General features: G+C 42.5%; 19 protein-coding genes. 10 read left to right on the top strand and 9 right to left on the bottom strand.

Going from position 1 to position 20,114, the window contains the following annotated elements; all coding sequences use genetic code 11:
• Positions 1-252 precede the first annotated feature (252 nt).
• The 4 genes from H6G14_RS27740 to H6G14_RS27755 all read left to right on the top strand — a co-directional run bounded on the left by H6G14_RS27740 (position 253) and on the right by H6G14_RS27755 (position 4,821).
• Positions 253-1,449: a pyridoxal phosphate-dependent aminotransferase gene (locus tag H6G14_RS27740; RefSeq protein ID WP_190571550.1), complete on the top strand. Its 1,197-nt coding sequence runs from the start codon at positions 253-255 to the stop codon at positions 1,447-1,449.
• A 181-nt stretch (positions 1,450-1,630) separates the two neighbouring features.
• On the top strand, positions 1,631-2,068 hold the full coding sequence (locus H6G14_RS27745; protein ID WP_190571552.1) for a secondary thiamine-phosphate synthase enzyme YjbQ: 438 nt from the start codon (positions 1,631-1,633) through the stop codon (positions 2,066-2,068).
• 225 nt (positions 2,069-2,293) lie between these two features.
• Complete coding sequence (gene glpX, locus H6G14_RS27750; RefSeq protein WP_011320399.1) at positions 2,294-3,331, top strand: class II fructose-bisphosphatase; 1,038 nt, start codon at positions 2,294-2,296, stop codon at positions 3,329-3,331.
• Between the two features lie 203 nt (positions 3,332-3,534).
• A complete protein-coding gene (locus H6G14_RS27755; RefSeq protein ID WP_011320400.1) occupies positions 3,535-4,821 on the top strand; it encodes a glutamyl-tRNA reductase in 1,287 nt (428 codons plus the stop codon).
• Positions 4,822-5,329: 508 nt separating this feature from the next.
• On the opposite strand, the gene H6G14_RS27760 is transcribed toward H6G14_RS27755, so the two are convergent.
• Positions 5,330-5,503 (bottom strand): MerR family transcriptional regulator, encoded by a 174-nt coding sequence (locus H6G14_RS27760; protein WP_242053880.1) that lies wholly within the window; start codon positions 5,501-5,503, stop codon positions 5,330-5,332.
• Between the two features lie 214 nt (positions 5,504-5,717).
• Here H6G14_RS27760 and H6G14_RS27765 point away from each other — a divergent pair, with 214 nt between their 5' ends.
• Positions 5,718-6,308 carry a DUF2087 domain-containing protein gene (locus tag H6G14_RS27765; protein ID WP_190571555.1) on the top strand — a complete coding sequence of 197 codons (591 nt, stop codon included), beginning with the start codon at positions 5,718-5,720 and terminating at the stop codon, positions 6,306-6,308.
• Between the two features lie 93 nt (positions 6,309-6,401).
• Positions 6,402-7,313: a hypothetical protein gene (locus tag H6G14_RS27770; RefSeq protein ID WP_190571557.1), complete on the top strand. Its 912-nt coding sequence runs from the start codon at positions 6,402-6,404 to the stop codon at positions 7,311-7,313.
• Positions 7,314-7,395: 82 nt separating this feature from the next.
• Here the strand turns inward: H6G14_RS27770 and H6G14_RS27775 are convergent, their stop codons facing one another.
• A complete protein-coding gene (locus H6G14_RS27775) occupies positions 7,396-8,178 on the bottom strand; it encodes an ABC transporter ATP-binding protein (RefSeq protein WP_011320405.1) in 783 nt (260 codons plus the stop codon).
• Positions 8,168-9,301: a branched-chain amino acid ABC transporter permease gene (locus H6G14_RS27780; protein WP_190571561.1), complete on the bottom strand. Its 1,134-nt coding sequence runs from the start codon at positions 9,299-9,301 to the stop codon at positions 8,168-8,170. The genes H6G14_RS27775 and H6G14_RS27780 overlap by 11 nt, the downstream gene beginning before the upstream one ends.
• Positions 9,302-9,534: 233 nt before the next feature.
• Between H6G14_RS27780 and H6G14_RS27785 the strand changes: the two genes are divergently transcribed.
• From H6G14_RS27785 to H6G14_RS27795, 3 genes are all read left to right on the top strand, one after another.
• The gene (locus tag H6G14_RS27785; RefSeq protein WP_190571563.1) at positions 9,535-9,732 is read left to right on the top strand and encodes a hypothetical protein; all 198 of its coding nucleotides are present in this window, start codon (positions 9,535-9,537) and stop codon (positions 9,730-9,732) included.
• Between the two features lie 147 nt (positions 9,733-9,879).
• Positions 9,880-10,137: a cytotoxic translational repressor of toxin-antitoxin stability system gene (locus H6G14_RS27790; protein ID WP_190571565.1), complete on the top strand. Its 258-nt coding sequence runs from the start codon at positions 9,880-9,882 to the stop codon at positions 10,135-10,137.
• 104 nt (positions 10,138-10,241) lie between these two features.
• Positions 10,242-11,828: a glucose-6-phosphate isomerase gene (locus H6G14_RS27795; protein WP_190571567.1), complete on the top strand. Its 1,587-nt coding sequence runs from the start codon at positions 10,242-10,244 to the stop codon at positions 11,826-11,828.
• A gap of 132 nt (positions 11,829-11,960) precedes the next feature.
• Here the strand turns inward: H6G14_RS27795 and H6G14_RS27800 are convergent, their stop codons facing one another.
• Positions 11,961-13,469, bottom strand: coding sequence for a UbiD family decarboxylase (locus H6G14_RS27800; RefSeq protein WP_190571569.1), 1,509 nt, complete (start codon positions 13,467-13,469; stop codon positions 11,961-11,963).
• A 558-nt stretch (positions 13,470-14,027) separates the two neighbouring features.
• On the opposite strand from H6G14_RS27800, the gene H6G14_RS27805 reads away from it, so the two are divergent.
• Positions 14,028-15,419 carry a carotenoid oxygenase family protein gene (locus H6G14_RS27805; RefSeq protein WP_190571573.1) on the top strand — a complete coding sequence of 464 codons (1,392 nt, stop codon included), beginning with the start codon at positions 14,028-14,030 and terminating at the stop codon, positions 15,417-15,419.
• Positions 15,420-15,518: 99 nt separating this feature from the next.
• On the opposite strand, the gene arsC is transcribed toward H6G14_RS27805, so the two are convergent.
• The 5 genes from arsC to H6G14_RS27830 all read right to left on the bottom strand — a co-directional run bounded on the left by arsC (position 15,519) and on the right by H6G14_RS27830 (position 20,105).
• Positions 15,519-15,914 carry an arsenate reductase, glutathione/glutaredoxin type gene (gene arsC / locus H6G14_RS27810; RefSeq protein ID WP_190571575.1) on the bottom strand — a complete coding sequence of 132 codons (396 nt, stop codon included), beginning with the start codon at positions 15,912-15,914 and terminating at the stop codon, positions 15,519-15,521.
• 64 nt (positions 15,915-15,978) lie between these two features.
• Positions 15,979-16,431 (bottom strand): ArsI/CadI family heavy metal resistance metalloenzyme, encoded by a 453-nt coding sequence (locus tag H6G14_RS27815; RefSeq protein ID WP_190571577.1) that lies wholly within the window; start codon positions 16,429-16,431, stop codon positions 15,979-15,981.
• A 27-nt stretch (positions 16,432-16,458) separates the two neighbouring features.
• Positions 16,459-17,589: an ACR3 family arsenite efflux transporter gene (gene arsB, locus H6G14_RS27820; protein WP_190571579.1), complete on the bottom strand. Its 1,131-nt coding sequence runs from the start codon at positions 17,587-17,589 to the stop codon at positions 16,459-16,461.
• Positions 17,590-17,705: 116 nt separating this feature from the next.
• Positions 17,706-18,968: an organoarsenical effux MFS transporter ArsJ gene (gene arsJ / locus H6G14_RS27825; RefSeq protein ID WP_190571580.1), complete on the bottom strand. Its 1,263-nt coding sequence runs from the start codon at positions 18,966-18,968 to the stop codon at positions 17,706-17,708.
• Positions 18,969-19,088: 120 nt separating this feature from the next.
• On the bottom strand, positions 19,089-20,105 hold the full coding sequence (locus H6G14_RS27830; protein WP_190571581.1) for an ArsJ-associated glyceraldehyde-3-phosphate dehydrogenase: 1,017 nt from the start codon (positions 20,103-20,105) through the stop codon (positions 19,089-19,091).
• Positions 20,106-20,114 lie beyond the last annotated feature (9 nt).

Genomic DNA, 20,114 nt, shown 5'->3' on the forward strand with positions numbered 1-20,114 from the left:
CCTTAAACCGTGATTTTTACGTTCAGCAATGATAACTATCTTATCTCAGTTATATCTCCTATAATCCCTTCACAGTAAGCTTTTTATCTTTTGTAGACAAGTCTATTGGGCGGCTTTTACGATGCAGGGGGAGTGGAGGTGATAACTTGGGAACGGGGAAACAGTTTGGAGGCTGTTGAGTGTTGACTGTTGACCTTTGACTAATGACTACTGACTACTGACTACTGACTACTGACTACTGACTAATGACTAATGACTAACTTCTATTCTCGGATGCAGGCGGTACAGTCGCCGATTATTCCTGTGGTTGGGGAATTAATTCAAAATTCGCCAGGGACTATTTCTTTGGGACAGGGTGTGGTTTCTTATAGTCCGCCACCAGAAGCTATTGAGCTTTTGCCGAAATTTTTGGCTGACCCAGCTAATAATTTATATAAAGCTGTGGAGGGTATTCCGCCTTTGTTGAATGCGTTGACAGACAAATTGTCTAGGTTCAACAAGATGGAAATCACGACAGATAACTGTATTGTGGTGACGGCGGGAAGCAATATGGCGTTTATGAACGCTATTTTGGCGATTACTTCTCCTGGTGATGAAATTATTCTCAATACGCCTTACTACTTCAACCACGAAATGGCGATCGCAATGGCTGGTTGTCGTGCGGTGTTGGTGGAAACCGATGAAAATTATCAACTGCGTCCAGAGGCGATCGCTCAAGCTATTACCCCAAAAACCCGCGCAGTGGTCACAATTTCCCCGAATAATCCTACAGGTGTTGTCTATTGCGAAGATTTGTTACGTAATGTAAATCAAATTTGCGCTAATTGTGGCATCTATCACATTAGTGATGAGGCTTATGAATACTTTACTTACGATGGTGTAAAACACGTTTCTCCAGCCTCATTTGCTGGGAGTAGTGAGTATACAATTTCCCTTTATAGTCTTTCTAAAGCTTATGGGTTTGCCAGTTGGCGAATTGGTTACATGGTGATTCCCGAACATCTGCTTGTCGCCATTAAAAAAGTCCAAGATACGATTTTGATTTGTCCGCCTGTGGTTTCTCAGTATGCAGCTTTGGGAGCATTGCAAGCAAAACCAGAGTATTTACAAGATCATATTGGGGCGTTGGCACAGCCCGCCGTAGGCATCGCTCAAGTAAGGCAAATAGTATTTGACTACCTCAACCAACTCCAAGGCTTATGTACGATTACTCCCGCCGATGGTGCTTTCTATGTTTTTCTAAAAGTGCATACTCAGATAGATGCTTTTGCACTAGTCAAACAGCTAATTCAAGAATATAAAGTGGCTGTAATTCCCGGTACAACTTTTGGGATGGAAAGTGGTTGTTATCTGCGGGTTGCTTATGGTGCTTTGCAAAAAGATACAGTCAAAGAAGGTATTGAAAGGTTAGTACAAGGACTGAAAACAATTTTAGATACAGGAAAATGAGATAATAATTATCAGAATTAATCATTCAGAAGTCATAATCAATAAGACTTTGATATTATATCTTAGTGCTTTGAATACAATTAAAGCTACTATGATTGACTAATTTTTCAATCATGCTAAATCTGTACTGCTGATTTTTAATTTTTTGCAAATAAGTTGGGTATTTAAGATTGAATTTGTTATGTCTATATTCAATAAAATCATCGAAATAGAAACAGAAGCAGGAATTAATATTTACAACATCACTGCTGAAATTAAGGATTTTTTAGCTGCTACTGCGATTCAAAATGGGCAAATTTTAGTATTTTCACAACATACGACCACTGCTTTAGCTATTAATGAAGATGAAGTGAGATTATTAGAAGATATAAAAGTATTCTTGCAAAAACTAGCACCTGATTCAGAACGTTACCTGCACAATGATTTACATTTAAGAATTGTGCCAGAAGATGAACCGATGAATGCTCATTCTCATTTGATGGCAATGATGTTAACGACTAGTGAAGTCATCCCAATAATAGAAGGAAAATTAGCTTTAGGAACTTGGCAATCTGTATTATTTTTCGAGTTAGATGGCCCCCGTAAAAGAAATGTGTTGCTGCAAATTTCCGGGGAATAACTCCACGGACAAATCATTTAATACATGGGTGAGAAAGATCCAAGCAAAATAGTACTTAAGTACTATTTTTGGGGCTGTTGGCGTGGAAATACATGACTTAGCAGCAAAACTTAACACAGATGCAAGTAGATACTATTTTCCACAGGTATCCGCCCTTTGGTAGACTTGAAAACTGAAATGGCTAGAAAAAACGACGGAAAGTCAAGCAGTTGAGAGGGCGACTCTGTGGAAAATACACTTGGATTAGAGATTATTGAGGTAGTTGAGCAAGCCGCGATCGCATCCGCAAAGTGGATGGGTAAAGGCGAAAAGAATACTGCTGACCAAGTAGCAGTAGAAGCAATGCGGGAGCGCATGAACAAAATTTATATGCGCGGTCGCATTGTAATTGGGGAAGGGGAACGCGACGACGCGCCCATGTTGTATATCGGGGAAGAAGTTGGTATCTGTACCCAACCAAATGCTGACCAATTATGTAACCCCGACGAATTAGTAGAAATTGATATTGCTGTTGACCCCTGCGAAGGTACAAACCTCGTAGCTTATGGTCAACCCGGCTCAATGGCGGTTCTAGCTATTTCCGAGAAAGGTGGATTATTTGCTGCACCTGACTTCTACATGAAGAAATTAGCAGCGCCTCCAGCAGCTAAAGGCAAAGTAGACATTAACAAGTCAGCTACGGAAAACCTCAAGATTCTTTCCGAGTGTCTAGACCGTGCTATTGACGAACTTGTAGTAGTCGTCATGAAACGCGATCGCCACCAGGGTTTAATCAAAGAAATCCGCGACGCAGGTGCAAGAGTCCAGCTGATTTCTGACGGTGACGTAGGCGCAGCAATATCTTGTGGATTTGCTGGTACTAACATCCATGCACTCATGGGTATTGGTGCTGCACCTGAAGGTGTCATTTCCGCAGCCGCTATGCGTGCTTTGGGCGGACACTTCCAAGGTCAATTGATCTACGATCCAGAAGTAGTAAAAACAGGCTTGATTGGGGAAAGCAAGGAAGCCAACCTTGAGCGTTTAAGCTCTATGGGTATCAATGACCCTGATAAGGTTTACGACGCTCATGAACTCGCATCCGGAGAAACAGTTCTCTTTGCGGCTTGCGGTATCACCTCTGGTAATCTCATGCAAGGTGTACGCTTCTTCCACGGTGGCGCTAGAACTCAAAGTTTGGTTATTTCCAGCCAGTCACAAACTGCTCGTTTTGTGGACACAATTCACATGGCTGGACAGCCCAAGACTGTGCAACTGCACTAGGAATTAGGGAGTAGGGGCTGGGGAGCAGGGAGCAGGGGGTAAATTTCATCCCCAGTACCCAATCCCCAGTACCCAATCCCCAATCCCCAGTCCAAGGTAAAAGTAAAAAGTCAAAAGAAAAAAATCTTTTACCTTTTTACTTTTTACTTTTTACTTTTTTGTCCCCAATCATTAAATAACCCATTACTAATTACCGATAAGAAATGAATATTGCAGTGGTGGGGTTAAGCCATAAAACAGCCCCAGTTGAAATTCGGGAAAAGCTGAGTATTCCAGAACCACAGACAGAAAGTGCGATCGCACAACTTACCAGCTATCCTCATATTGATGAAGTCGCCATTCTCAGCACCTGTAACCGTCTAGAAATTTACATCGTTGCTGGTGAAACAGATCACGGTATTCGAGAAGTAACTCAGTTTCTTTCCGAACACAGTAAATTGCCAGTGCATTCCCTACGTCAGCACTTGTTTGTCTTGCTACATGAAGACGCAGTTATGCACATCATGCGAGTGGCGGCTGGATTGGATAGCCTCGTACTAGGCGAAGGTCAAATTCTGGCTCAGGTGAAAAATACTCATAAACTGGGGCAGCAATATAACGGTATAAAAACAATTTTGAATCGATTATTTAAACAAGCGCTGACAGCAGGTAAGCGTGTCCGCACGGAAACTAGCATTGGTACTGGTGCAGTTTCCATCAGTTCCGCAGCTGTGGAGTTAGCCCAGATAAAAGCCGAAAATTTAGCAGCTTGCCGAGTCACAATTCTTGGTGCTGGTAAAATGTCACGGCTGTTGGTACAACACCTCGTTTCTAAAGGTGCTACACAAATCAGTATTGTCAATCGTTCACGAGAACGCGCCCAAGAATTAGCAAAGCAATTTTCAGAACACCCCATTCGCACTCATTTGCTTCCAGAAATGATGACTGTCATTGCTGAAAGCCATTTGGTGTTTACCAGCACCTCTGCAACGGAGCCAATACTTGATCGGGCTAAATTAGAAATGGTTTTAGCACCAAACCAGCCCCTCATGTTATTTGATATTTCCGTACCACGCAACGTCCATACAGACGTGAATGAACTGGCAAACGTCCAGGCTTTCAATGTGGATGATTTAAAGGCGGTGGTAGCCCAAAACTACGAAAGCCGCAGGAAGATGGCTCAAGAGGCGGAACGGCTTTTAGAAGAAGAAATTGAGGCTTTTGATATTTGGTGGCGCAGTTTAGAAACTGTTTCCACAATCAGCAGTCTGCGGAGTAAAATCGAAACCATCCGCGAACAGGAATTAGAGAAAGCCTTATCAAGATTAGGTTCAGAATTTGGCGACAAACATCAAGAGGTGATTGAAGCCTTAACAAGAGGTATTGTTAATAAAATTTTACATGACCCGATGGTGCAATTGCGCGCGCAGCAAGATGTTGAAGCCAGAAGGCGCTGTATGCAAACCCTGCAAATGTTGTTCAACCTAGATGTGGGTGAGCAGTTTAGTTAATTAGGGGTGTGGAGGTATGGGGGTGTAGGGGTTTAGGGGAAAGACCAATATAAATAATTCTTCCCTCACACCTCTACACCCTCACACCCCTACACCCTTACACCCTTACACCCTTACACCCTTCTAAATCTCCTCTGGATTTATACCTCGTTCTTGCAGTCGTGTCATTAAATCTTGATATTTTTGGCGTTCTTGCTCAAGTTGTTGGAGAGCAACTTTTTTGGCTTGGCGTTCTTGTTCAGCGCGTTGCTGTTCTTGTATACAAATAAAATTTCTAAATTTTCTTTAATTGTTATACCAATTTGAAAAAAGAATGCGACAGATATACAGCCCCAAATACTTGTCCTGTCTTGATTCTTAATTTTGAATTTTGAATTTTGAATTGGTATTAGTTGGTGGAGATGGTACTTTTCTAATTATTAATGGTATTTTTGTACTATAAATAGATGAGCGATCGCCACACGATATTATTATCTATGGCGATCGCTCAAACTTATTGCCTAAAAACTCACAAATTTCTCGTTCTAGCTCGGTAATCTAATAGCGCACCCTGACTAACTACTGTGCGTCCATTGCTCTTGTGAGTGGGGATTTGTCCTTTTTGCAGAGCCATATACAGAGAACTTTGATCCATTCCTAAGAATCGAGCAGCTTGGACAAGCGAAGTACCTTGTCTAGCCATACCGCGATTCCTTCTTTTCCGGCGTGACAGAAATCTCAACATAGCAAAATGTAAAGAACAACTTAAGAAAACTCAACTTTTTGCAGAACGAATCGCAAAATTAACATTAATTCAAAAATCACCAAAGCAGAGCTTGTGCTGCATCAGATGAGGGCAGCATTAGTAATTCGATCTAGCTCTAATTAGATTCTGATCGAATTAAGTATAACAAATTATGAAACAAGAGCAATTTCAGACCCTACTGCAATTTTTTAAGGTGTTGGCTGACGAAAGCCGATTAAAGATTTTAGGGATTTTAGCAAATCAGGAATGCAGTGTCGAAGAATTAGCAGCGTTTATGCGGCTCAAAGAGCCAACAGTTTCCCACCATTTGGCAAGACTCAAGGAGCTAAACTTAGTAACAATGCGCCCAGAAGGTAACAGTCGTATATATCAGTTAGATAGTGAAGTTTTGCAAAGCATTAGCAAGGAAATTCTCTCTCCAGAAAAGATAGCCTCCTTGATAGAGGACGTAGATACTGAAGCGTGGGAAAGCAAAGTTTTAAAAAACTATTTGGAGATAAGCCCAAACAGCACTGAAGGAGCGCAACGCATTAAAGAAATTCCCGCTAGCCGTAAAAAGCGCCTAGTTATTCTCAAGTGGTTGGTAAACAAATTTGAGTTAGGTATTAATTATTCAGAAAATGAAGTGAATAATATTCTCAATCGCTACCATCCCGATTACGCCACTTTACGACGAGAGTTGATTAGTTACAAGTTAATGCAGCGAGAAAATGGAGTTTACTGGCGGTTAGCAGAAATCTAGGTCAATATAGTTGAGATTGCAATTACTTAACTAAAGTAACCTATCGTATATCCTGTTAAACAGATCAAAATTGAGGACAGGGGTATTTTTACTATGGCAAATCCGAGTTGTTCGTTGTGGATTTTTGTGGCGCGGCCGGATACATCTTTCCTTTTACAGACAATTCCTCATTTAGTAAAAGTGCATAACTTTCCTTTTGAGGAAAAGGTTTTAGCAGTTGACACCGCTCCACTGATGGGAGACAAGGTGACTCGTCCTCACATTGGAACAATGGAAGAACTGCGCGAGTGTACAGAGAAGTTATTACAAGCAGGTATTGTGGATCGTGTCGTTGATATAAATTACGATGCAAATTACCATAGTGAAGTTTATCGAAAACATTTTGGTACACCGATTCGCTTCACTCATAACTATAAAGGTTATCCCATTTTAGGTTCTATATTTAGCATCGAAGAATGTAAAAGCGACTATATGTTGCACTTCGATAGTGATATGTTGATGTTTCAACAACCTAATCACAATTGGATTGCAGAAGCTGTTAAATTAATGGAAGAAAATCCCAAAATGATGTTTGTGCGACCACTCGCTGGCCCGCCCACAAATCAGCCAAAATCCGAGCCTTTCGATACTTTTAAAACCTTTGGTAGCCGAGTTTATTTAATAGATTGTAAGCGATTTGATAAGTTTCTTCCCATCCCTGTGCTTTGGCGTTCCTACAACACAAAATGGATGAACGACTTACCTACGCCATTAAAAACTATTCTTAGCAATTTTACAGGTAAAGGTAAATTAGATTCTTGGGAAATTATGGTGACTCAAAAACTAGAGCAGACTGATTATTTTCGAGCTAACTTAACTAATCCTGCCGCTTGGACACTACACCCAAAAGATAGAAGCCAAGCATTTCTTCAAGCTTTACCTAACATGATCGCCAGAATTGAAGCAGGCGACTTTCCTCCGCAACAAGCTGGGGAGTATGACTTGATTCCGCAAGCTTGGTATTAAGGGTAATGGGTAACGGGTAATGGGTAACGGGTAATGAAAGAGAATTTAATTTGTCCCCAATCCCCAATCCCCAATGTATAAACTATTTCCCTAAATACGCCTCTAAAACTTGGGAATTAGTTTGGATTTCTGCTGGAGTTCCGTCAGCTAAATTCTGTCCTTCAGCAAGTACCCAAACACGATCGCACAAGGACATGATCACATCCATGTTATGTTCGATAATCAAGAAGGTCATTCCATCTTGACGGTTCCAGGTGAGGATGCGATCGCAAATATCATCAATTAGTCTGGGGTTGACTCCGGCTGCTGGTTCATCCAACAAAATCAATTTGGGATTAGTCATCAAAGCCCTACCCATTTCTAGCAGTTTACGTTGTCCCCCAGACAAACAGCCTGCATAATCATAAGCTTTTTTAGCCAAACCTACCGATTCCAGCAAAAACATTGCTTGTTCTTGTAGTTGCTTCTCTTCCTTGGCTACTACTTGGGGTTGTAACTGTACCTGCCAAAAATTCTCCCCTGTTTGCTTTTGGGCGGCTAGCAGCATATTTTCTAACACCGATAGCTTGGAGAGAGTCCGGGCTACCTGAAAAGTTCTTACCATACCCTGTTGGGCGATTTGGTGGGGCTGTAACTGTTGAATGGGTTCGCCATCAAAAATGACACGTCCTTTATCTGGGCGGATAAAGTTTGAAAGTAGGTTAAATAAGGTAGTTTTGCCAGCACCATTGGGGCCAATCAAGCCAGTGATGCTGCCTTGTGCAACTTCGATTCTCGCTTCTTGAACAGCTTTTATACCGCCAAAACTCTTGCAAAGTCCGCTAGCTGCTAATAGGGGGAGTGGGGGTGACTGGTTATTTACCAAGGGTGAGTTCCTCCTTTTTCCCTAAGATACCTTGAGGCCGCCAAATCATCAGTACCATCAAAATTAAACCAATCACCATGATGCGGAATGCTCCTAAACGTGCCTCATCAAGGGGGATAATTTTCGGTAAAACCTCACGAGTAATGGCATCGTAAGCGAAGTAAATTACAGCACCTAAAATTGTGCCGATATTATTACCAGAGCCGCCTAAAATTACCATAATCCAAGAGTCAAAAGTTAACTGTGGCTGGAAGTTATCAGGATAGATGGCGCTTAGTTGCCAAGCAAAGAAAGCCCCAGCGACACCAGCGATCGCCCCACCTAACATGAGAGACTGGAGCTTATACCAAAAGACATTTTTACCCATTGCCTTAGGTATTTCTTCGTCTTCGCGGATAGCTTTTAGCACACGACCCCAAGGCGATCGCACTAAATATTCCAACCGCCAAAATACAAACGCCAATACCAACAGCGACACCAGCATTAAACCGGCTTTGGGGATGTAGTTATAAAGTGTAATCACCCCAGAAATATAAATGGCTGTTGCCAATAATCCTAAAATAATTCCTACACCGAAACGGGAAGCCAGTTCTTGTTTGCTACTGGTTTTGTCAGCCGAATTAGTAACCCGTAATTTCTGCGCGTTCCGAATCCAGCGCCATAACGAAAACACGGTCACAGCAAACAACAGCGTTAAAATTCCAATCATCAACAGGCGGAAAAATAAATTTGGCTCTGTCGATAAAGGTATAGGATAACTCTGCACCCCAAACGCGCCAGATACCCAGGTATCACCCACAGGTAAATCTTGATTATTCACCACTAAGCGAATCAGTTCTCCTGTCCCAATGGTGACAATGGCTAGATAATCTTCCCGCAGACGCAAAGTCGCAAAACCAATCACCAATCCCAACAAAGCGGCGAAAATTGCTCCAAAAATAGCTGAAATAAATAAAGGCACACCTTTAAGGCTTAACAATACGGTAGTGTAAGCCCCCAAAGTCATAAAAGCGATATGACCAAAGTTAATTAACCCCGTAAAACCCCACTGTAAATTCAGTCCCAAGCTAAACAGGGCAAATGTTGCCGTAGAAATGGCTAAAAAAATTAAGTATTCAATCATTTGTCAGTTGTCATTTGTCAGTTGTCAGTTGTCAGTCACTTTTCTCCTCTAGTGGTCTCAATCTCAAGGAGTTCTTTAATTTTGTAGCGCTTGCGCTTCCCGTAGGGTATTTTGAATTTTGAATTTTGAATTGATTTCCCGACATTCTATCTCGACCCGACTGACTTATTGCCGTTCGCCCTGGGTCATTTTTGGGAACAATACCTTAGTGTTTTGGGTAATGCCAAGAATGTATGAACTTACTGAGAATTAGAATCCATCACTTAATTGAGCAGTTAAGCGATGAAGAACTGGAAAATGTTTGGCTAGATATGCACGCCTTGCATTGTGACTTTTATATGTTAAGAGCCATACAACAAGTTAAGCGATCGCAGCAACCGTGGGATATCTTAACTCAGGAAGAAGCAATACGGATGTTGATGTTTGTATAAAGGGTATTGGGGATTTGGGATTGGGGACTGGGGACTGGGGACTGGGGATGGAATTTACCCCCTGCTCCCCCTGCTTCCCCTGCTCCCCCTGCTTCCCTTGCTTCCCCTACTTCCCCTAACTCCCCCATCTCTCTCAAGGTGACTTCAGTGAGTCTGGAAATGCGTTACGCTAGGTCGTTTTTAGTAGACCTGAAAAGTTTAGAGCCTGCTGCCTATCAGCGAGTTTATGATTTTATTTTTTGTGATTTTTCCCAAAAGTTGTCTTTACATGGACTTCCAGAATTGAGACAACTGGATGATGAAGGTATATTTCATCGGTTTACGATAGATAATTATTTAGTTGGTATAGAAATTAGGGGTGAAATTGTAAAATTTCTCCGAGTCATACCTATGCCGGATGTTTGAGGTGAAGAAATTTTCAACACTTAAAACTGTATAAGACTAAGCAGGGATGGCTCTAACCTTACATTACACTTGTTTTTGAAGGACACTTTACTAGAGATTTCCCTATGGATGCGAAGGCACTTTGGCAACGATACCAAGAATGGTTATATTTCCACGAGGGATTAGGACTGTATCTAGATGTCAGTCGGATGCGTTTTGATGATGCCTTCGTGAAGTCGTTGCTGCCGAAATTTGACAAAGCATTTGCGGATATGGCGGAATTAGAGAAGGGTGCGATCGCCAATCCTGATGAGAACCGCATGGTGGGACACTATTGGCTACGGAACCCAGACTTAGCGCCGACACCAGAAATAGCCCAAGAAATTGTTCAAACCCTGGAACAAATTGAAGCTTTTGCGGAAAAAATCCAAACAGGTGCTATTCATCCTCCCAAAGCCAACCGCTTCACAGATATTATTTCTATTGGGATTGGTGGTTCTGCCCTCGGCCCCCAGTTTGTCGCTGAAGCCCTCGCCCCTGAATTTCCACCCCTAAAAATTCACTTTATCGACAATACCGACCCCGCCGGCATTGACAAGATTCTCACCCACCTGCGGAATAATCTTGCCAGCACCTTGGTTTTAGTCATCTCCAAATCTGGAGGTACACCAGAACCCCGTAATGGCATGATTGAAGTCAAAAAAGCCTATGCTGGACAAAATTTAGATTTTGCCCAATATGCAGTAGCTATTACTAGTACTGGTAGCAACCTAGACAAAGTAGCCCAAGCAGAAGGCTGGCTAGCAACATTTCCCATGTATGATTGGGTGGGTGGACGTACCTCGGAAATGTCCTCTGTAGGGCTAGTTCCTGCGGCATTACAGGGCATTGATGTCCGTGCCATGCTAGAAGGTGCAAAAGAGATGGACGACGCTACTCGCGTCCCAGAAGTGAAAAATAACCCTGCGGCTTTACTGGCTTTGTCTTGGTACTACTCTGGTAACGGCAAAGGTGAAAAAGACATGGTTGTTTTACCCTATAAAGACAGCTTGCTGTTATTTAGCCGTTATTTGCAACAGCTAGTCATGGAATCTTTGGGTAAAGAAAAAGACCTAGACGGTAACACTGTTTATCAGGGTATCGCCGTTTATGGTAACAAAGGCTCAACAGACCAACACGCTTACGTCCAGCAGTTACGCGAAGGTGTACCGAATTTCTTTGCTACCTTAATCGAAGTTTTGGAAGACCGTAACGGCGCATCCCCAGAAATAGACCCCGGTGTCACATCTGGTGATTATCTGTCTGGTTTTCTGCTAGGAACCCGCCAAGCTTTGTATGAAAATCAACGCGATTCCATTACAGTGACGATTCCCCAAGTTAACGCCCGTACCGTTGGGGCGTTAATTGCTTTGTATGAACGTACTGTTGGTTTATACGCGAGTTTGGTCAACATTAACGCCTACCATCAACCAGGAGTAGAAGCTGGTAAAAAAGCTGCTGCTGTCATTTTGGATCTACAAACAAAAGTAGTAGGATTACTCCAAAAGGAAAAAACTGCCCTTTCTTTAGAGCAAATTGCTGAGAAAATAGGTGCATCTGACCAAGTTGAAGCAATTTACAAGATTTTACGCCACCTTCAAGCAAATCAACGCGGTGTTGTCTTTCAAGGAAATTTGGGACAACCAAGCAGCTTGAAAGTTTCTATTAGCTGATAACTTTCCGTAAAATACCCAACTCTTTGGGGACTGGGGACTGGGGACTGGGGACTGGGTAATAGGCAAAAGTCAGAAGAAAAAATCTTTTACCTTTTGACTTTTGACTTTTGACTTTTTGTCCCCAATCCCCTACTTCATATCGTAACCAAACAAATTAGGGTCAACTTCCCCTAATTGCAAATCGGCTAAACCATATTCAGCCCATCGTCTTTCAACCATCGCCGCTACATCTGCATCAGACTCTAAAGGCGCGCCCCATTCGTGGTCTGTTTCTGGAGGAATTTTGGTAGTTGCATCAATTCCCATGCGTCCACCTAAACCAATTTTTTCACTGGCAAAATCTAAGGTGTCAAATGGTGTATTCGGGAGAATAAATACATCTCGTGTGGGGTCAACTTTAGAACTAATTGCCCATACTACTTGACGGGGGTCACGAATATTTATGTCTTTATCGACGACAATAACGAATTTGGTGTAAGTGAATTGGGGTAAAGCACTCCAAAAGGCTAAAGCTGCCCGTCTTGCTTGTCCGGGGTATGCTTTATCAATAGAAATAATTGCCGCTTTGTAACTCAAGGCTTCCATTGGCAGGAAGAAATCGACAATTTCTGAGACTTGTTGTCGTAGAATTGGGGTATAAATGCGATTGAGTGCGATCGCCATCATCGCTTCTTCTTTGGGTGGACGACCGCTAAATGTAGTCAAATAAATCGGGTCTTTGCGGTGGGTCATGCACTGGAAGCGAATCAAGGGAGAATCTTCTACACCGCCGTAATAGCCCATGTGGTCGCCAAAGGGGCCATCTGGTAACACTTCCCCTGGTGTAATGGTTCCTTCTAAAACAAACTCGGAATCTGCGGGAACTTCTAAATCTACAGTTTTACATTTGGCTAACTGCACACCAGAACCGCCATATAGTCCAGCGAACAGCCATTCAGATAAATCTACAGGAATGGGTGTGGCGGCTGCCATGATAATTAAAGGATCTACACCAAGGGCGATCGCAATCTCTAATTTTTTACCACGTTCGGCAGCTTTGCGTAAATGTCTCGCTCCACCCCGCACTGATAGCCAGTGTACGGTCATCGTATTTTTAGATTGCAGTTGTAAGCGATACACACCAACATTTGGCGTACCTGTCTCACAATCCTTGGTAATCACTAGTCCTAAGGTAATAATCTTCCCTGCATCACCAGGATAAGGACGTATTAAAGGTAACGTATTTAAATTTAGCTCATCACCTTGAACTACCACTTGCTGACAAGCCGGAAAAAAGTCCCGTCCCGGTTTCGCCTTCAACACATCAAACAGCACTTTACCAAAATCTATCGCCTGAGAAATTTTCTTGGGTGGTTTTGGTTGTTGCAGCATACTCAGCTTTTTACCCAGAGTCTCTAATTCTTGGGGATGCTGCATATTCATCGCCCAGCATATCCTCTCCACCGTTCCCATCAAATTGACAGCAACGGGGAAGGATGCGCCTTTGACAGTTTCAAATAATAAGCCCGGCCCACCTTTTTGCAGCATCCGGTTAGAAATTTCTGCAATTTCTAAATTTGGGTCAACTAAAGCAGAAATTCGCTGTAATTGTCCTCTTTCTTCTAAAATTTTAATGAATCTCCGTAAATCTCTGGCCATAGTAAAACTAAATAATTAAGAAGTGTGAAGCGCCTTCTTATATTATTAGCCATTGCTGCCCTGTTGTATGGAAAATGGGGACTGGAGAAAAAAAGTAAAAAGTAAAAAGTAAAAAGGTAAAAGATTTTTTCTTTTGACTTCCAGATTGGTCACGAAATAACTACTCTCGCGCCTAACGCACCGCTTAGTGGATAATGCGTTACGGCTAAATTTTCTTGTTTCTAAGTCCCAAATCCTCTCATAGCCGTAACACACCCTACTGGCTCATCAGTGTTTACCTGATTTTCCGTAGCGGTAAACTATCAAAGCTGAAAAAACATCTATGTTCTAAATGAGACTGCTTAATTTGAAAAGTAAAGTGAGAGCGATCGCTATGATGGTAAGAGATAGGACTTACGCAGTGTTACTAATTTTCTGGCTTTTTTGTCAATAGTCCATAGTCAATGGTCAAAATCAAGGTTTTTGGACTATGGACTGTGGACTATTGACCGCCCTCAGAAGGGTTTTTGGTTCAGTGCGTAAGTCCTAAAAGATTCACTCGCTTTCTCATCCAACACCATGACCACAACAGCAGTCAATCCCTATCTAGGGGGGAATTTTGCGCCTGTCCACGAAGAAATTACCACTGACACCTTAAAAGTTATCGGTGAACTACCTCCTGAGTTATCAGGGATGTTTGTCCGCAACGGCCCGAACCCCCAATGGACACCCATCGGACAATATCACTGGTTTGATGGTGATGGGATGTTACACGGTGTCAGAATTAGCAACGGTAAAGCTACTTACCGCAATCGCTACGTCCGCACTCAAAGATGGCAAATTGAACATGAGGCGGGTCAAGCCATCTGGACAGGATTGATGGAACCACCCCAGCCAGAACTCCCTAGCAGAAACACTGGTAATACTGCCCTCATCTGGCACGCAGGACAACTATTAGCATTGTGGGAAGGCGGCGCACCCCATGCAATTCAGGTTCCTGATTTAGAAACTATTGGTGAGTACACCTACAATAATCAGCTAAGTTCTGCTTTTACCGCCCATCCTAAGGTAGACCCAGTGACAGGGGAGATGATGTTTTTTGGCTACTCATTTGCACCACCATATCTGCATTACAGCGTGGTTTCCGCCACCGGGGAATTGGTGCGAACAGTACCTATAGATTTACCTATGGGGGTGATGATGCACGACTTTGCTATCACCGCCAACTACACAATTTTTATGGATTTGCCCTTGACCTTTAGTGTAGAACGGATGCAACGGGGAGAACCCATGCTCATGTTTGAGAGCGATCGCCCTAGTCGCTTTGGTATTCTACCTCGTCATGGTGACAACAGTCATATTCGCTGGTTTGCAGCTCCCTCTTGCTACGTTTTCCACACTCTCAACGCCTACGAGGACAAAGACGAAGTAGTACTTTTTGCTTGTCCCATGCGTTCCACCACTGTCCTAGCTTCCCCAGATTCCCAAACAGACCCAGAAGCAGACATTCCCCGTTTACATCGTTGGCGCTTTAACCTTAAAACTGGGAAAGTACATGAAGAAATGCTGGATGATGTCGCCTCAGAATTTCCCCGTATCAATGAAAATTTCTTAGGACAAGCAACGAAATATGGCTACACTAGTCGGTTAGCAAAAGGTTCTATACCTTTGTTTGAGGGTTTAATTAAATACAACCTCAGCAATGCTAAGTCTCAAAATTATGAATATGGACAGGGACGTTATGGAAGTGAAGCTGTTTTTGTACCTCGTCCTGGTGCAACAGTTGAGGATGATGGCTGGTTAATTACTTACGTTTACGACATTGGCGAGGAGAGTTCTGAATTAGTTGTCATCAATGCCCAAGATATTAATAGTGAACCGATAGCGCGAGTGCTACTTCCCCAACGAGTACCTTACGGTTTTCATGGTATCTGGGTTACTGAAGAACAATTGAATTTTGGGAAAATTTAATCACGCCGAGGCGCAGAAATGGAGATGAGGGAGAAATTTTTTCCTATCTCCTAATTAAATACAGCTTACTACTAGAAGAGTTAATCAAAAGGCTTTAATTTAGTTGAGTAATGCGATTAACTTTACCACTCTTTCTTTAATCTCATCACGCACACGGCGAAAAGTTTCTATAGATTCTCCTTGAGGATCATCAAGTTGCCAATCTTCAAATATATCTCGTAATACCCAAGCTTCTGGTAAATTCACACCGCAACCACATAAGGAAATTACTGCGTCATACTCTTCTGGGTGAAAATTTTCTAAAGGCTTAGAAGTCTGGTTACTAATATCAATCCCAATTTCTGACATAACTTCTACTGCAAATGGATCTATCTGACTAACTGTTAAACCTGCACTAGTCACAGCGATATTATCTTTACCTAATATTTTAGTAAATCCCTCTGCCATTTGCGATCGCCGGGAATTATGTTTACACACAAACATGACTTTTTTCATGATTTCTCCCTCTTACAGAAGATAAACAGAGACGATTTTCGCCTCTGTTAAATATCGTTATTATCTAAGCACAACATGACTTGTTGACAGCCTGAATTTCCCCAGAAGAACCTATTGTTGCAAGATTCTTGTCTGGCGATGTATCTGCTACTTTTACCACAAAAACTTCCCAACGGTTCCCATCTGGATCTGTTACCCACACTTTGTCTTGTAAAGCGTAGCAACAATCAGTATTATCCTCTGTAAATAAATCTAATCCTGCTTCAGCAAATCGTTTAATAGCTGATTGTACTTCTTGAGTACTTTCAACTTGTACACCTAAATGGGACAATGCGCCGCCACTCTGCACATTATTAGTTAAATTCAGTGTCAGGTTTAAGGCTGGGTTAGGAATATCAAATTTAGCGTAGTCGGTTTTATACTTGACTGGTTCTAAGCCAAACATGGCTCTATAAAATGCTACAGACTTCTCAATATTGGTGACATTTAAGGCTACGTGTGTTTTCATAACGGACATGAGTTTTTCTCCTAAGTAATATTTAAATCAGTGAAAAGAAGTGATGCAGCGTGGATCTCGTAATGTTGCCTTTTCCGGCTGACGTGGGAACCAGGATGCTGTGCGTTTGCATAACTCGACTAACATCAACATGACGGGAACTTCAATTAAAACACCCACGACTGTAGCGAGTGCAGCGCCAGAGTTCAAACCAAACAACATCACGGCTGTAGCGATCGCCACTTCAAAATGATTGCTAGCTCCAATTAAGGCGGCTGGTGCAGCGTCTTCGTAAGCAAGATTGAGCTTTAAACCTGCTACATAACTAATTAAAAAAATAAAATTAGTTTGAATAAATAGTGGTACAGCAATCAATAAAATATGTAGGGGATTCTTGACTATTAATTCGCCCTTAAAGGCAAATAGCAAGATTAAAGTTAGTAGTAAAGCCGTAATAGCAATGGGACTGAGATATTTAAGAAATCGACTGTCAAACCATTCTCTACCTTTGTATTTGAAAATCCAGTAACGGCTATATATGCCAGCAATTAATGGCAAACCGACGTAAATTAGCACCGACAAAACGATAGTTTGCCACGGCACAGTTAAATCATTTGCTGCTAGTAACCACCTTCCCAAAGGTGCGTACAAAAATAACATTGCTAGAGAATTAACAGCCACCATCACCAAAGTGTGACCTTGATTCCCATAGGAAAGATAACCCCACATCAAAACCATTGCTGTACAAGGGGCAATCCCTAGTAAAATTGTCCCAGCTATGTAAGAATTAGCGATCGCTACTTCACCACCACGAATTAATTCTGTACCTGTAATTAAGGGACGAAACAACCAGCCTATAAAGAACTGAGAAAAAGCTACCATCGTAAATGGTTTAATTAACCAGTTCACCACCAGAGTCAGAATTACAGGTTTTGGGGTGCGGATTGCATTCATCGCTTGGCTAAAATCTATCTTCACCATGATGGGATACATCATGAAAAATAGACATACTGCAATAGGAATTGATACTTGATAGACACTGATAGCATCTAGTTTTACCGCTAACTCTGGGAATAATCTTCCTAAAGCTATGCCGACAAAGATGCACAAAAACACCCACAATGTGAGGTATTTTTCAAAAAAGCTGAGATTACTTTTGGTTTGTTGATTCAGGCTCATTTACAATTCCTGTGATACATCAATCTCTATACCAATTCTCTAAAATCAAACAAACTACACAAACCCTAAAACTAATACCGAATCTGGCTTTCTTAATTTTGAATTTTGAATTGCTTTTAGTCTCCGTCTCCAGCTTTCCAGGCGATCGCTTTACTTGGTTTAGGATCTGGTAATCTCAGGGAAACTATGGCTGCACCTAATACCAAAAACGTAGATGTCCACAGACAACCAACCAACCCTAGCCATTGATATACCAAACCAGATAAAACCGTACCTGCTAATCGACCGCCAGAGTTCGCCATATAGTAGAAGCCGACATTCAGGGCTACTTTGTCATCGTCGGTGAACGCCAATACTAAGTAAGAGTGAACCGCAGAGTTGAACGCAAACACCACACCAAACACGAGCAGTCCCCCAACTATGGCAAAATTAGCAGGTACACCAAATTGCAGAGCTAAGGCGATCGCAGCTGGCACCGCAGTTAGTGTCAATGTCCAAAATTGGATAGTCTGTGATTGTGGGGGACGACCAGAACCAAATCGCCGAATCAGCGTTGGTGCGGACGATTGAATAATTCCATAACCAATTACCCACACTGCCAAAAATCCACCCACTTGGTAAAAAGACCAACCCAAAACCTCACGCAAGAACACTGGTAACGCCACCACAAACCAGACATCCCGCGAACCAAAAAGAAAGAATCGGGCGGCTGAGAGAATATTAATCTCTGGACTCTTAGAAAACAGTTGGCTAAACTTGACCTTCTTCTTAATTTTGCCCATACCTTTAGGCAACATTAACCCAGTAAACATCAGCAGTAACAATCCCCCTGCCATCACAAATAGGGAATTAACAAAGCCAAACAAACCCAACAAGGCGCTACCAACAAAAAAGCCCACTCCCTTGAGAGCATTTTTAGAACCCGTTAGTATAGCTACCCACTTAAACAAAGAAGACTGGTCATCTTGGGGAACCACCAAGCGAATCGCACTTTTAGAACTCATCTTGGTTAAGTCTTTGGCAATTCCCGAAAACGCCTGCGCTACCATCACATATATTACAGCTAGCCACTGCGCCCAACTGGGATTGAGATATGCCAGCATCACTAAAGAGAAAATCTGTAAGCCAATGCCTGTGTAGAGAGTAACCTTTAATCCTAATTGGGAGCCAATCCAACCACCTAAAAAGTTGGTGACAATACCGAATATTTCGTAAAACAGGAACAAAGAGGCGATTTGTAAGGGAGTGTAGCCGATTTTGTTGAAATAAAGCAGCACCAGCATTCTTAGAGCGCCATCAGTGATGGTGAAACCCCAATAAGCTAGAGTTACGAGAATATAGTTTTTGAAATTGGCTTTAGAAGCTGTAGTGGAAGTCATGGGTTAATGGGTAATAGGTCATGGGTTTATCTGTAGAGACGCGATGAATCGCGTCTTCACCCAAGGATGTGTTGCAATCATTAATTGAATTGGTATTACCAATCACCAATAGCAATCACTTCAAGCTTTCAGACTTAATGCAACCTTACGAGCGAGTTCAACCATGCGGTTGACGTAACCCCATTCGTTGTCATACCAAGCCAGAATTTTTACTTGCGTTTCATCTACAACCATTGTGGAAAGGGCATCAATGATGGAAGAACGAGGGTCGTCTTTGTAGTCGATGGAGACTAAAGGACGTTCTTCATAGCCCAGGATGCCTTGGAGTGGTGCTTGTTCAGATGCAGCTTTGAGGAGTGCGTTAATTTCTTCGACTGTGGTTGGTCGGGTAACTTCAAACACACAGTCTGTAAGGGAAGCGTTCAGCAGTGGTACTCGCACGGCGATACCGTTGAGTTTACCTTTGAGTTCTGGGTAAATTAAGGCGATCGCTGTTGCTGATCCTGTAGTGGTCGGAATCAGTGATAAACTAGTAGCCCGTGCGCGCCGTAAATCTTTGTGGGGTGCATCAACGAGGGTCTGAGTATTGGTGTTGTCATGGATGGTGGTAATAATGCCATGTTTAATCCCCAAGCCTTCGTGAATAACTTTCACCACTGGCGCTAAACAGTTGGTTGTACAGGAAGCCGCAGTTAAAAGATGATGCTTTTCTGGCTCATATAAATAGTCATTCACTCCCATGACAATATTTAAGGCTTCTTCCTTCACAGGTGCAGCCACAATTACCTTCTGCACCCCGCGCTTAAAATAGGGGTCGAGGGTTGCAGGAGTCCGAAATTTGCCAGAACATTCTAGGACTAAATCAACACCAAAGTCTTCCCAGGGTACATCTTCCGGTTTGCCATACTCGCTGAAACTCAGGGGAGTACTATCAATCAGGACGCGTTCCCCCTCTGCTTCTACCTCTGGTGTCCAGCGTCCGTGAACAGAATCAAACTTGAGCAAGTGAGCTGCTGCAACTGCACCACCTTTGATTTCATTAATATGCACAAATTCCAGTTCCGTCCAACCCCATGCAGCCCGCAAAGCCAGCCGCCCCATCCTACCAAATCCGTTAATACCAACACGAACTTTCATGCGTTTTCC

Source organism: Nostoc parmelioides FACHB-3921 (assembly GCF_014696625.1).
GTDB lineage: Bacteria > Cyanobacteriota > Cyanobacteriia > Cyanobacteriales > Nostocaceae > Trichormus > Trichormus parmelioides.

Coding starts and splice junctions, on each gene's coding strand:
- H6G14_RS27785 (WP_190571563.1), top strand. CDS start 9,535: ATGAACTTACTGAGAATTAGAATCCATCACTTAATTGAGCAGTTAAGC.
- arsB (WP_190571579.1), bottom strand. CDS start 17,589: ATGAGCCTGAATCAACAAACCAAAAGTAATCTCAGCTTTTTTGAAAAA.
- H6G14_RS27800 (WP_190571569.1), bottom strand. CDS start 13,469: ATGGCCAGAGATTTACGGAGATTCATTAAAATTTTAGAAGAAAGAGGA.
- H6G14_RS27815 (WP_190571577.1), bottom strand. CDS start 16,431: ATGTCCGTTATGAAAACACACGTAGCCTTAAATGTCACCAATATTGAG.
- H6G14_RS27740 (WP_190571550.1), top strand. CDS start 253: ATGACTAACTTCTATTCTCGGATGCAGGCGGTACAGTCGCCGATTATT.
- H6G14_RS27745 (WP_190571552.1), top strand. CDS start 1,631: ATGTCTATATTCAATAAAATCATCGAAATAGAAACAGAAGCAGGAATT.
- arsJ (WP_190571580.1), bottom strand. CDS start 18,968: ATGACTTCCACTACAGCTTCTAAAGCCAATTTCAAAAACTATATTCTC.
- H6G14_RS27795 (WP_190571567.1), top strand. CDS start 10,242: ATGGATGCGAAGGCACTTTGGCAACGATACCAAGAATGGTTATATTTC.
- arsC (WP_190571575.1), bottom strand. CDS start 15,914: ATGAAAAAAGTCATGTTTGTGTGTAAACATAATTCCCGGCGATCGCAA.
- H6G14_RS27780 (WP_190571561.1), bottom strand. CDS start 9,301: ATGATTGAATACTTAATTTTTTTAGCCATTTCTACGGCAACATTTGCC.
- H6G14_RS27765 (WP_190571555.1), top strand. CDS start 5,718: ATGAAACAAGAGCAATTTCAGACCCTACTGCAATTTTTTAAGGTGTTG.
- H6G14_RS27770 (WP_190571557.1), top strand. CDS start 6,402: ATGGCAAATCCGAGTTGTTCGTTGTGGATTTTTGTGGCGCGGCCGGAT.
- H6G14_RS27760 (WP_242053880.1), bottom strand. CDS start 5,503: ATGGCTAGACAAGGTACTTCGCTTGTCCAAGCTGCTCGATTCTTAGGA.
- H6G14_RS27805 (WP_190571573.1), top strand. CDS start 14,028: ATGACCACAACAGCAGTCAATCCCTATCTAGGGGGGAATTTTGCGCCT.
- H6G14_RS27830 (WP_190571581.1), bottom strand. CDS start 20,105: ATGAAAGTTCGTGTTGGTATTAACGGATTTGGTAGGATGGGGCGGCTG.
- H6G14_RS27755 (WP_011320400.1), top strand. CDS start 3,535: ATGAATATTGCAGTGGTGGGGTTAAGCCATAAAACAGCCCCAGTTGAA.